Annotated in this window: 12 protein-coding genes and 1 riboswitch; of the genes, 10 read left to right on the top strand and 2 right to left on the bottom strand. The window is 44.0% G+C overall.

The annotated features are described in order from the left end of the window. Positions 1-173: 173 nt before the first annotated feature. Positions 174-1,895 (bottom strand): MFS transporter, encoded by a 1,722-nt coding sequence (locus ACVBIO_RS20840; RefSeq protein WP_447159856.1) that lies wholly within the window; start codon positions 1,893-1,895, stop codon positions 174-176. 235 nt (positions 1,896-2,130) lie between these two features. On the opposite strand from ACVBIO_RS20840, the gene def reads away from it, so the two are divergent. Beyond that, on the top strand, positions 2,131-2,622 hold the full coding sequence (gene def, locus ACVBIO_RS20835; RefSeq protein WP_447173353.1) for a peptide deformylase: 492 nt from the start codon (positions 2,131-2,133) through the stop codon (positions 2,620-2,622). Between the two features lie 154 nt (positions 2,623-2,776). Continuing rightward, complete coding sequence (locus tag ACVBIO_RS20830; RefSeq protein WP_447164404.1) at positions 2,777-3,325, top strand: DTW domain-containing protein; 549 nt, start codon at positions 2,777-2,779, stop codon at positions 3,323-3,325. A gap of 75 nt (positions 3,326-3,400) precedes the next feature. Here the strand turns inward: ACVBIO_RS20830 and trhA are convergent, their stop codons facing one another. Continuing rightward, positions 3,401-4,108, bottom strand: a complete 708-nt coding sequence (trhA, locus tag ACVBIO_RS20825; RefSeq protein ID WP_447159853.1) for a PAQR family membrane homeostasis protein TrhA — start codon at positions 4,106-4,108, stop codon at positions 3,401-3,403. Positions 4,109-4,406: 298 nt separating this feature from the next. Between trhA and ACVBIO_RS20820 the strand changes: the two genes are divergently transcribed. The 8 genes from ACVBIO_RS20820 to ACVBIO_RS20785 form a co-directional block, all read left to right on the top strand. Further along, positions 4,407-5,450 (top strand): hypothetical protein, encoded by a 1,044-nt coding sequence (locus tag ACVBIO_RS20820; protein WP_447173352.1) that lies wholly within the window; start codon positions 4,407-4,409, stop codon positions 5,448-5,450. A 164-nt stretch (positions 5,451-5,614) separates the two neighbouring features. Beyond that, positions 5,615-5,713: riboswitch (TPP riboswitch) on the top strand. Between the two features lie 145 nt (positions 5,714-5,858). Beyond that, complete coding sequence (gene thiC, locus ACVBIO_RS20815; RefSeq protein WP_447173351.1) at positions 5,859-7,847, top strand: phosphomethylpyrimidine synthase ThiC; 1,989 nt, start codon at positions 5,859-5,861, stop codon at positions 7,845-7,847. Between the two features lie 2 nt (positions 7,848-7,849). Further along, complete coding sequence (gene thiE / locus ACVBIO_RS20810; protein ID WP_447173350.1) at positions 7,850-9,463, top strand: thiamine phosphate synthase; 1,614 nt, start codon at positions 7,850-7,852, stop codon at positions 9,461-9,463. 13 nt (positions 9,464-9,476) lie between these two features. Then, complete coding sequence (locus ACVBIO_RS20805; protein WP_447173349.1) at positions 9,477-10,277, top strand: HesA/MoeB/ThiF family protein; 801 nt, start codon at positions 9,477-9,479, stop codon at positions 10,275-10,277. A 147-nt stretch (positions 10,278-10,424) separates the two neighbouring features. Then, complete coding sequence (thiS, locus tag ACVBIO_RS20800; RefSeq protein ID WP_447159848.1) at positions 10,425-10,682, top strand: sulfur carrier protein ThiS; 258 nt, start codon at positions 10,425-10,427, stop codon at positions 10,680-10,682. Between the two features lies 1 nt (position 10,683). Next, complete coding sequence (locus tag ACVBIO_RS20795; RefSeq protein WP_447159847.1) at positions 10,684-11,448, top strand: thiazole synthase; 765 nt, start codon at positions 10,684-10,686, stop codon at positions 11,446-11,448. Further along, complete coding sequence (thiH, locus tag ACVBIO_RS20790) at positions 11,441-12,589, top strand: 2-iminoacetate synthase ThiH (RefSeq protein ID WP_447173348.1); 1,149 nt, start codon at positions 11,441-11,443, stop codon at positions 12,587-12,589. The genes ACVBIO_RS20795 and thiH overlap by 8 nt, the downstream gene beginning before the upstream one ends. 161 nt (positions 12,590-12,750) lie before the next feature. Then, on the top strand, positions 12,751-12,932 hold a 182-nt coding region (locus ACVBIO_RS20785), incomplete at its 3' end, for a hypothetical protein (RefSeq protein WP_447173347.1).

Genomic DNA, 12,932 nt, shown 5'->3' with positions numbered 1-12,932 from the left:
TAAAGTTATCCATAACCACAAATGAAGAGAATACGATGAATGCAATTAGATCATATTTTTACTTAGATTGGTATTATTGCTGGTTAACGCCTATTGAAAATTTGAGTTATCAATAGGCTTATCCTTGGGTATATTCGCAATAAGTGACAACCACTTACTTAAGGGGTAATGATTTAAGTCGCTTGAGCTACTGGCACTGCAGTATCATCTGCAGCTTCTGGTGTGGTACCAAATTTATGGAACAGTACTAAACCAAGTGCCGTTACCAAACCAAGTGCCCCTATGATGTACCACATCAGACCTGGGCGACCAGCGCCTTTGGCAACTTCTGAGTATAGGTAGCCAGATAGCGGGCCCGCCAGTAAGAATCCAATCGCTGAAGAGACAAAGTAGTAACCCATAAACATGGCTTTCTTGTCATTTGGCGCAAAGCTTGCCACATACTCTTGGCTTTTCGGTGATGCAACCATTTCGCCAATTGAGAATACCAAGATAGAGGTCAGCACCATTGCCCCGCCCATGATTGCGCCATGCGCCAGTCCGCCAATGGCAGTGCCTAAGGCGAGAATAATCGTGCCACCAACCAAAACGGGTAATGCTTGGAAACGTTCTACGAAACGACTGATCATCAACTGCATTATTACAATCGACAAAAAGTTAAGTCCAATAAGGTACTCAGGGTTAACTTGGCGATATTCACTTGCCCATGTTTGAGCATATTGCGCCGCAAGCGCAGGGTTTTGTGATATAGCATTTACCGCTTGGCTTATCTCAGCTGTTGGCACCATGACTTTTGTATGAACAAGTTCAAAGTAAGCTTGCTTAACGTTAACTGTCCCTGCAGCCACCTCATGGCTTAAGCGGGTTAATTCCGATTGCAGTAAACTCGTATCAACAGGGGCGAAAAACTGTAATAAGTCAGGGTAACCTGCGAGCATCATCACTAAATCAGATGTATCGACAAAGTCTCGAATGTAGATAGGTAAGGTAATAAATATCTGCTGATAGACCATCCACATACCGGATAGGATGAGTAGATAGATCACAAAGGGTTTGTTACCTAGACTGATTTTCTGCGCGTACCACGGAGCTTTGGGTTTTGTTGATGCTAGCTTGTCCCAGATGATATGGCCAGTGAACCAGGCTGCATAAATGATTAGGGTTGTCTCCCCCGTGATCCACTTGGCGCCATAGGACATTAAGATGATTAACGTACCAAAGAATAAAATGGCAAAGCGGGCGTTGCCAAGAACTTCTTGGATGTCTTGGAATACGGCTTTAAGAGGTTTACCTTTCTGCTGGCTTTGATCCGTAGGTTCTTTATAGAAAAAGAAAGCTGGAATAAAGTTAATTGCAATCCAAAATGATGACATGATAAACACCCAATCCCAGCTAATCGCTCTAACATAGCCGGCAATGAAGGGACCTAAGAACCCACCGATATTGACCATCATGTAGAAGATCCCGAAGCCTAATCCCCTGTTTGTATCATCTGTTGTTCGGGCTACGGTGCCAGTGACCACAGGTTTAAAGCAGGCCGCTCCTACTGCGACCCCCATAAAGGCCACAAAGAATCCCATAAAGGTATCAACTTGGCCAAGTAGGTAGTAGCTGGGGCACATGATAGCGTAAGCCACTAAGAACATTTTCCGATAACCATATCGGTCGGCAAGTGCTCCAGTTAGTACAGGGAATAAATAAAGGAAAAACGGGATCATACCTTGTAATAAGCCACGTTCTTGATCTGAAAATCCTAAGCCACCCTGATTTTGCGGTGAGGTCATATAAAGGGAAGATAGGGCGAAAAAGCCATACCAAGCAAGGCGTTCAAAGATCTCCATCGTATTGGCAACGAAGAATGTAGGGGGCAGTGCAGTGCGTCCTGCTTGTGTCATATTATTTTCCGTATATTTTATACATTTTGTTTTATGCTATCACATGTTGCGTAAATGTGGAGCTAATTGTTTAAATTAGCGGCTGGTGTATGTAGTGATTTGGGAGGCAATAGAGAAGATATACTGAAAGGGCTACTGAACTTAAATAGACTTAAATCGCCGCGGTAGTTGCCTTTGCGATTGTTTCGGTCATAATAGCGCGAATTTTTTTAGTTAACATTAGTGTGATAATGATATGGCTGTGCTAGACATTTTAACGATCCCCGATGAACGCCTTAAGCGTAAGGCGGTACCTGTAACAGATATTGAGTCTGTACAAGGTTTTATTGATGATCTTATTGAGACTATGTACGACACCGATGACGGTATCGGCCTAGCTGCAACTCAGGTTGGTAGTTTGCATGCTATTTTGGTTATCGACTTATCTGAAGAACGCGATCAGCCAGTAGTATTGATTAACCCAGAGATTATTGAATCGCGTGGTTCGTATCAAGGCGAAGAAGGTTGTTTATCTATCCCGGGTTATCGCGCTAAAGTCAATCGCCATGAAGGGATTAAAGTAAGCGCATTAGATCGTCACGGTAAAACGTTTGAAATTGATACCGATGAATTTTTAGCAATCGTGTTGCAGCATGAAATGGATCACCTAAATGGTGTGGTATTTACCGACCATCTTTCTATGCTAAAACAGCAGATAGCCTTAAAGAAAGTTAAAAAATACAAATAGATGAGCAGTGTATTGCTAAGTTGCATGCAGGCTTAGATAAAACACTGTAGTACAATGAAGCGCACCTCTGTAAGGTGCGCTTTTTTATGAGTTTTTCTACACCTTTAGCTGTTTCGGTATATACTCGCATCTTGTTACATTAAGAGTCAGACCATTGCACGTCATATTACTAACCCATGAGCGAGAAGCAATCCGTCCAACGAATACGGGCAATATTGCACTGCAACAGTTCCCTGAATATTGTCAGCGGATCATGTGGTCACGGGTAACGCCATCACAGTTTTTATTAGATAAGTTAACTGAATCGACAACGGCGCTGTTATTCCCTGAGGTGGACTCAGCCGCTCTGTCTCAAGATGAAGGCTCGGTAAACACAGCTGTTGAAAGCAGTGCTTCTCAATGCCGAGCATCTCGAAACACAGATAAAGTACTAAAGTGGCCAGAAACAGTAGTGATTTTAGATGCGACTTGGCAAGAAGCCCGTAAAATGCTGCGCCAAAGCCCTTATCTAAAAACAGCTAACACTTTCTCTTTAAGCGATACGCCAGACTCACAGTTTAATCTCAGGCGCAATCAGGTTGAGGGAGGTTTGTGCACACTCGAATGTATTATTGAGCTATTTAAACAAGCCGAAATGACTGATGAGGCTCAGTTGTTGACCGAAAGGTTTATCGATTTTTGCCAGTTATCAGTAGATGATTAACTCATAAAAAAAGGCGCTATAAGCGCCTTTGTTGTATCGAGTGAAGTAAAGCTTAAAGTTATCGATATTAGCGAGTTAAATCACGGTTAAGTAAATACATAAGAAGTGAGATACCGCGCCACCTAAAACAAACAAGTGCCAAATAGCATGATTGAAGGGGATGCGTTTAGCGACGTAGAAAATGACACCTAAGCTATAAAAGAGCCCACCGCTTATCAATAAATTGAAACCTAAATCTGACATGTTGGCGATTAGCTCTTGCATCACCGTCACACATAGCCAACCCATCACTAAATACAAGACTAAACTAAACACTTTAAAGCGGCCAATAAATAGGGTTTTAAACAAAATACCGCCAATGGCAAGTGACCAAATGGCAATTAATACCCAATTGGCGTCGCTGCTCGCCAGCGTAATCAATATCAACGGCGTATAGGTTCCGGCAATTAACAGATAGATGGCGCAGTGATCGGCAATTTTTAACTTATGTTTTACTAGAGGCGAAGTTGCATAGTGGTAAAGGGTTGAACAAAGAAACAGTAAAATAATACTACAGCAGTATACGACCACGCCGGTTAACTGAATAAAACTGAGGTGATCATAGCCTTTAAGCAGACATAAAATCAGCCCCACGATCCCTGCAAGTACGCCAATACCATGACTGAGGCTATTGGCTAGCTCTTCATTAGCACAATAATTAGCAGAGGTTATTTGTTTACTTGTTGGCTTATTCGTTGGCTTAGAACCTTGATTATCTGGAGCTGTCGCATGTTCTACTGGCATTATATAAATGACTTCTGGATTACCATAATTGTGGTCAGTGTAACATTTTAGATTGTAAAAGCTACAGTTTAAGCGAACACGTGTACGCTTAAATTGGCGGTTCTTAAACTGACAACTCTGGACTGACACTCTTGAAATCAGTATCTCTTGGATGCTCCTGTGTTTAGTGTGCGATATTCAATGGGCTCCTCAGCCTAGCATAAATAACTAATGTGAACTTATTTAAGCTGAGATTGTTCTAAGCTGTTATCACTATAGGAAGAGTGTCTAATTAAGCACAAGAGTCAGGAAGAGCCAATTGAGAGCGACGCAGAAGTGGGAGGCCAAACGCGAGCAAATCGTTAACGCAGAAAAAAGTAAGCAACAGCAACGCCAAGTTCGATTCAACGGCTTGCTCATTATCTCCAGTGTCATACTATTACACCTTGTGGCTATCGTTGCGATAAACCAATTATGGACAGGCACAGCACTGGTAACTAAAAATGTGTCCGGCGCTAAAATTCAATCATACCTGTATCAAGTTCCTCAAAACGTCACTGAGCCAAAAGTCACAGATCAAAAAGTTATTGAGCAAGTAATAAAAACGGATATCGAGCTTGAAGTGAAAAGTGAAGTCACAGTAAAACCTGTCGTAAATCCCGAGATTGTTGCTGCTACTTCGCAAGAGAAAGAACTACAAGAGAAAGTGTGGCAAGAGCGTGAAACTAACAACGGGTCAATTAAGGTCAGTAAAACAAAGGACGCTATAACGAAACGTACTATAACAAAGCAGGCTATGACAAAGGGCACTATAACAAAGCAGGCTATGACAAAGGGCACTATAACAAAGCTGACAATAAAAAAGGCGAGTAACACAAAGGGCACGATAGCTCGCAGTGAGAATAGTCAGTATGAAAAGTTAAACTTAATTCCTACTCAAAATGCGAATTCAAGTTCAGGTCAAAATAGTAGTCAAAATTTAGCATCAAGCTCAAGCCTGTTTACGCAGTCTTACTTGGCCAAGCAACGAGCCAGCAAACTCGATGAACTCATTATAGACAAGGCTGATCAATATACTAAAAAGCGTTCCTTGAGTGAGATGGATGGCGACATGCAAGAGTTAGTTTTCCCTCAAGTTGATGAGTACAGCAAGGTGCTCACAACCAACCATAGATTAGATCCGAATCGCATCGTCAGGCAAGGTGATACGTGCTATCGCATTGTCCAAGTGCCAACGCAAATTAACCCCTTTGCAGAAAACCTGGGTTACCCATTTAATTGTGATGGAGACAAGATAAAAAAAGCGATCAATGATGCGATTTCCGCACGACTAGATAAGCGAATGATAAGTAAAAAGGGATAAGTTTTAGTTGATAAAAATTCATCTATTTTAACGGAACCACCCATTTTACAAGTTAAAACTCATATGTAACAGTTGGTTATGGTTCTAATTTTTTGCTTGTTTATTCTGGTCTAATATCTACTTAAGCACTTGTATGTCACAAGTCGATAGGACTATACTGCCAGTTCATCTTGTCGGAGTGCCATATGGCTGAGACCGTTAATTCGGGATCCGTTGAACCTGATCAGGCTAGAACCTGCGAAGGAAACAAGCGAAATCATTGCAAAAATGTCTGTTTAAGACATGCTTAAGCAATGTTTCGAAGGTTACGTGTAGCTGGCGTTTATTGCCTTACTATCCGTTCAACTTTTCACATTCTCATTTCTCCTGACAAGCAACTTCATTTCTTTTTATAAAGTGAGTTTGCTAATGTCAAAACGCCGCGAAACCCGAGCTCAAGCTCAACAGTTTATTGATAACTTAAAGCCGCTACAGCACCCAAATTCTGAAAAAATTTACCTACAAGGTAGTCGAACAGATCTAAAAGTGGGTATGCGCCAAATACTCCAAGCTGATACCCTAATTAGCGGCTCTGAAGCCAATCCTATATTTGAAGCCAACCCTCCACTAAAAGTCTACGACTGCGCAGGTGCGTATTCTGATCCTGATGCAAAAATCGATGTGCGTAAAGGGTTAGAAAAGTTCCGCGAGCACTGGATAGAAGAGCGCGATGATACCGAGCAACTTGCAGGTGTCAGCTCTGGCTTTACTCAGCAGCGCTTAGCTGATGACGGCTTAGACCACCTTCGATTTGAGTCATTATTACCACCTCGTCGCGCCAAAATAGGTAAATGTGTGACGCAGTTACACTATGCAAGGCAGGGCATTATCACGCCTGAAATGGAGTACATTGCCATTCGTGAAAACATGGCACAGGTAGAAGTACGAGACCCTATCTTAACGCAAAAAGATAAGGGGGAAAGTTTTGGCGCAGTGATTGGTGAGCCGATAACCGCTGAATTTGTTAGACAAGAAATTGCCCGTGGCCGAGCTATCATCCCTTTAAATATCAACCACCCAGAAGCTGAGCCTATGATTATTGGCCGTAATTTTTTGGTTAAAGTTAACGCTAATATTGGTAACTCTGCGGTGACATCGTCAATCGAAGAGGAAGTTGAAAAGCTTGTTTGGTCGACGCGTTGGGGCGCTGACACCGTGATGGACTTGTCGACGGGACGTTATATTCATGAAACCCGTGAATGGATTATTCGTAACTCACCAGTGCCAATTGGTACGGTACCAATTTATCAAGCGCTTGAAAAAGTAAACGGCGTTGCAGAAGATCTAAATTGGGCAACCTTTCGCGATACCTTGATCGAACAAGCCGAACAAGGCGTAGACTACTTCACTATTCATGCTGGTGTGTTACTGCGTTATGTACCAATGACGGCAAAACGTTTAACGGGCATCGTGTCGCGTGGCGGTTCAATCATGGCCAAATGGTGCTTGTCACACCATAAAGAAAATTTCCTTTATGAACATTTTCGTGAGATCTGTGAGATCTGTGCCGCATACGATGTATCACTGTCGCTGGGGGACGGTATGCGTCCGGGATCTATTGCCGATGCAAACGATGAAGCGCAGTTTTCGGAATTAGAAACCTTAGGCGAGCTGGTGAAAATTGCGTGGGAATATGATGTGCAAACCATTATCGAGGGACCAGGTCATATTCCAATGAATCTCATCAAAGAGAATATGGATAAACAGCTTGAGCTGTGTGATGAAGCGCCATTTTATACGTTAGGCCCGCAAACAACAGATATCGCGCCGGGTTACGATCACTTCACTTCAGGTATTGGTGCGGCAATGATCGCTTGGTATGGCTGCGCCATGTTGTGTTATGTCACGCCAAAAGAGCATTTAGGCTTGCCTAATAAAGAAGATGTGAAACAAGGACTTATTACCTACAAAATTGCAGCTCATGCTGGCGATGTTGCAAAGGGACACCCTGGCGCGCAAATTCGTGACAATGCTTTATCAAAAGCACGTTTTGAGTTTCGCTGGGAAGATCAATATAACCTTGGTTTAGATCCTGATACAGCGCGTGCTTATCATGATGAATCTTTACCTCAAGAGTCTGCCAAAGTGGCACACTTTTGCTCAATGTGTGGCCCAAAATTCTGTTCGATGAAGATCACTCAAGAAGTCCGTGATTATGCGGCTGCTCAAGAGCGTGAACAACAGGTTAGCAGCATCGATATTAAATCGGATGCTGAATATCAATCATACACGGTGAGTGAAACGACTGTTGTTCGTGAGCAGGGCATGGCACAGATGTCGGCTGAGTTTAAAGCCAAGGGGGCGGAACTTTACCATGAAGCCGCTGAAAAAAAGCGTGATGTGGTGCTAGAGGATTAGTCATGAAAAATGCTCCCCATAGTTGGCCTGACAAGCGTCCGATAGTGTGGACGATTGCGGGTTCAGATAGTGGCGGCGGCGCGGGTATTCAAGCGGATCTGGCAACCATGTCAGATCTCGATGCCCATGCGTGCAGCGTTATCACTGCTGTGACAGCGCAAAGCTCGGTGACGGTGTCGTTGGTGGAGGCGGTATCCGCGCAAATGTTACGCTCTCAGCTTGATACTTTGCTAGCAGACCTGCCGCCAGCTGCGATTAAAATCGGTTTACTGGCAGACCAGTCACAAATTACTGCGTTAGCGTCATGGCTTAGCACTCAACAAGCGAGTTGGCTTAAAGTCGGTATTAAGGTTCCTGTTATCTTAGATCCCGTGATGGTAGCGACTTGTGGTGATCGACTGGCAAATAATGCCAGGCTAGACTTTAGTCCTTTCAAAGGGCTGCTAAATTTAGTCACTCCCAATAACGCTGAGCTTGAGGTGCTAGCGGGGCACACACTCGATGATATTGACGCATGTATCGTAGCGGCTAAAACGCTTGCTGATATGCTTGCAACATCAGTGCTGGCAAAAGGCGGAGATAAAGGCCCAAGTTGGTGTCAACAGCAGGCTAATGACTTACTGATTTGTCGGGATGTAGATGGCATATCCAAGCAGCATCAGTGGCAAAGCTTTTGGTTATCGAGCATAAGAGAAACCAGCGGTAATAATCATGGTACTGGCTGCACCTTATCATCAGCTATCGCTGCTGTGATGGCTCATGGTTTTGTGCTTAATGATGCCGTTGTAGTGGCTAAAGCTTATGTTAGTGCAGGCCTGCGTTTGAGTTATCAACCGGGGAAAGGCCCCGGCTGCCTAAAAAGAACGGCGTGGCCAAGGGAGATCAACTTATTCCCTTATATCAAACAAGTCACCGAGCAAGACCACTTACCCTGTTCATTGGCTAATAATGAGCTAACTAGAGAAGGCGAGCTCAATGGTTTTAAAAAGATTAATGCAGCTTTGGGCGTGTACCCGGTTGTAGCAGATGTGGTTTTACTCGAAACGCTGTTAAAAGCTGGAGCGAGAACTATACAACTTCGGCTAAAAGATCCCAAAGAGCTTGCATTGAAGTCTCAATCTTTGGAGCAGCAGATAATTCAAGCCATTGCGCTGGGGCGTGATTACCAGGCGCGAGTGTTTATTAATGATCATTGGTTACTGGCGATAAAGCATCAAGCGTACGGTGTGCACCTGGGTCAGGAAGACTTAATGGACTGTGATCTTAAGCAGTTAGCTGAGGCGAATATGGCACTTGGTTTGTCTAGCCATAGTTATTTTGAGATTTTGCTCGCTAAGCAGCACAGCCCGTCCTATATCGCTTTTGGTCATATATTTGCTACATCGACCAAGGTGATGCCCTCTACACCGCAGGGGCTAGCAAAGCTTGCAAGGTACGTGTCATTGATGAAGGGGGAGCTACCCATCGTCGCGATTGGGGGGATAGATGCCTCAAGGCTTGAAAGTGTTAAGGCGACTGGCGTAGATGATATTGCTGTTGTACGGGCTTTGACTGAAGCAGAAGATCCAGCGTCCGCATTTAACACGTTAACCCAAGCATGGCATGAGTCGGTATGACGGGAATATCAAAATGACAATGACCAAAGGGGTATGCAACGCGTTAAGCGATAGCGACTTTCTGCAATATTCACGGCAGGTCCTACTACCCGAAGTGGGTGAGGCTGGACAGGTCTCACTGGCTAATGCGCATGTTGCCGTAATCGGTATTGGAGGGTTAGGTAATTTAGCTGCTCAGTACCTAGCCGCTGCAGGCGTTGGCCGCATAACGCTGGTGGATGGTGATGAGGTTGAGTTATCAAACCTTCCACGGCAGCTGATATTTACGGTCAGCGATATTGGGTATAAAAAAGCGCGAGTGGCACAGCAAAAGCTTGGCCAAGCATACACTCACGTCAAGTTAAAGGCCGTTACTGAACACTTGATGAAAAACAATATCAAGCAAGTGCTTAACACAGATGTTGGCCAATATGATCTATTACTTGATTGCAGTGACAACTTTGATACCCGCCAATTGATTAATGGGTTTGCAATGAGTCATGAGTTGCCTTTGGTGTCAGCTTCGGCAGCACACTTTCAAGGACAACTACTGCATATAGACCAGCAATATAGCCCACAATCTGGTTGTTATCACTGTTTATTCCCTGCAGATATGCAAGTTAGTCAAAGCTGTCAAACCGTGGGGGTATTAGGACCTATGGTAGGCGTACTGGCATCGATGCAAGCTTTGATTGCACTGCAACAGTTATTAGGTTGTAGAGAGACCGTCGGTAAGTTATTTCGTTTCGATGGTAACCAATTTAGCTGGCGAGAAGCGACGGTTCCACGCAATAAAGACTGTTCAGTATGCCGTATTAAAACCGTCAATTATTAACCGTTGAGTATTAGGCGAGAAATCTTAATCGGGAAGTTTTAATTGGGAAGTATTAGGCGATAAGTCTTAACCGGAAAGTATTAACCGAGAATGATTAGCCTCGAGCTCAATTTTGTACAGCGAGGGGCTAATCTGTGGAGCAATTTTATGCAGCAAGTTAATAATAATGATGAACAGAAAGACTGCCGTGGCATTTCAATCAGTATCAATGATGAAGTTAAGCAGCTCGCTAACCACACAACACTACAGGCTGTGATCGAAGCTTATAGTCTGGCACAAGGCATTGAGATAAAGGCGATAGCGGCTGCGCTTAACGCAGAGGTTGTACCTCGACAAAGCTGGCCTATTACGCAGTGTAAAACAGCCGATAAACTAGAACTCTTTTCTGTCGTAGCCGGAGGCTAAAATGTTAACGATTGCAGAACATCAATTTGAATCACGATTATTTACCGGTACAGGTAAGTTCGTTGGGCCAGAAACCATGTTGGCCGCCATTGAAGCATCTCAATCCCAACTGGTGACACTGGCGGTTAAAAGACTGGATCTTAAGACTGGCAGCGACAATATATTAAAACCATTGTTAGACAGTGGCGTAAAACTTCTACCTAATACGGCAGGGGCTCGCAACGTCAAAGAAGCGATTTTTGCGGCCCATCTGGCGAGAGAGGTGTTAGGCACCAATTGGATTAAACTTGAGATCCACCCTGACCCTAAGTATTTAATGCCAGATCCTATCGAAACCTTAGAAGCGGCGCGGATTTTATGTGAACAAGGTTATGTGGTTTTGCCATATGTTCATGCAGATCCAGTGCTTTGTCGACGTTTAGAAGAGGTGGGCTGCGCTGCAGTGATGCCACTGGGTAGCCCGATAGGATCAAATCAGGGATTAGCCACCGAAACCTTTTTAAAGATCATTATTGAGCAAGCTAAAGTACCAGTGATTGTTGATGCTGGAATTGGCGCACCGTCACAAGCCACTCATGCTATGGAGCTGGGGGCCGATGCAGTGCTCGTTAATACTGCGATTGCCAGCAGTTCTGATCCTGTTGCCATGGGGCGCTGCTTCGCACAAGCGGTAAATACCGGCAGACAAGCCTATATGGCAGGGCTCGGCGCAGTGAGTCATCAAGCACATCACACCAGCCCGTTAACAGGGTTTTTAAATGAATAACCAACGTCAGAAAAATCCTCAAACAGAGCAGCAAAAAAGTTTTGTTGATGTGTTTAAAAAGCTGTCTCGCTCAGAGCTTAAGCTGAAACTCTATTCGCAAACCGCAAACGATGTTGAGCGGGCGTTGCATCAGGCTGCGGGTAATTTAGATAGTTTATTGGCACTATTATCACCCGCTGCAGAGCCATATCTTGAGCAGATGGCGCAGCTGTCGGCGGCACTCACTCGGCAGCGCTTTGGTGCAAGTGTCGGCATGTATATTCCGCTTTACCTATCTAATCTTTGCGCCAATGAATGTGATTACTGTGGCTTTACGATGAGTAATAAAATTAAGCGCAAGGCCTTGTCTAATGATGAGGTGTCAGATGAGATGTGCTTAATTAAAGCTATGGGATACGATTCTATTTTATTGGTATCGGGTGAGCACGAAACTAAAGTAGGACTAGATTATTTTAAACAAGTTCTGCCTTTGGTTCGTGAGCAATTTAGCCACGTGGCCATGGAGGTACAACCGCTTGACGAGCAAGATTACCGAGAGTTAGTGAGTGAGGGGCTTGATGCGGTGATGGTGTATCAAGAAACGTATAACCCTGTGATTTATGCCGAACATCATACTCGAGGAAAAAAGAAGGACTTTGTGTACAGGCTTGAATCACCCGATAGAGTCGCTCGGGCTGGGGTTGATAAAATCGGATTAGGTGTGTTGTTAGGCTTAGATGATTGGCGTTTGGATGCATTGTTAATGGGGTACCATCTCGATTACCTAGAGAAAACCTATTGGCGAAGTCGTTACAGTATCTCTCTGCCGCGACTCAGACCTTGTACTGGCGGGGTGTCACCTAAAGTGGAATTAACAGACAAAGGCTTGGTACAGATGATCTGTGCTTTTCGTTTGTTTAATCAGCAGCTAGAGGTCAGTTTATCGACACGAGAAACGCCTAAGCTTCGAGATAATTTGTTCGGACTCGGTGTGACGAATGTTAGTGCGGGCAGTTCAACTCAGCCTGGCGGTTATGTTGAACCTAATACTGAGCTCGATCAGTTTGAAATTAGTGATGAACGGACGCCACAAGCCGTTGCTAACGCCATGCTGCAACGTGGAGTTAACCCGGTTTGGAAAGACTGGGAAACAGGTTGGTGATGGCGGTCTAAATATATAGATGGTACATATTGGTAGCACATATAGGCAAGATGAATAATTTGAGCTTGTTTGATATATCAGTTTAGGTAAATGTCAGTTTAGGTAAGTTATTCATTAGCCAAGTGTATAGTCATATGGAAGCGACATAAAAAGGATTTACCATGAGTTGGTTTAAACATCATAAAACCCTTGAGCTAAGTGGTCATCAAGTTAAGTTCGATTACCATAGTTTATCGGGAACATTAAGGGTGAGCTGTGAAGGCAATAGAGGGTGTAACAGATTCTGTGTAACTGCAGTTTTAGTTAATATGTTTCACAAGTCTGTCTTCAAACTCAATAATAA

Source organism: Shewanella sp. 0m-8, from assembly GCF_052977265.1.
This window is presented reverse-complemented; position numbering and strand designations above follow the sequence as displayed.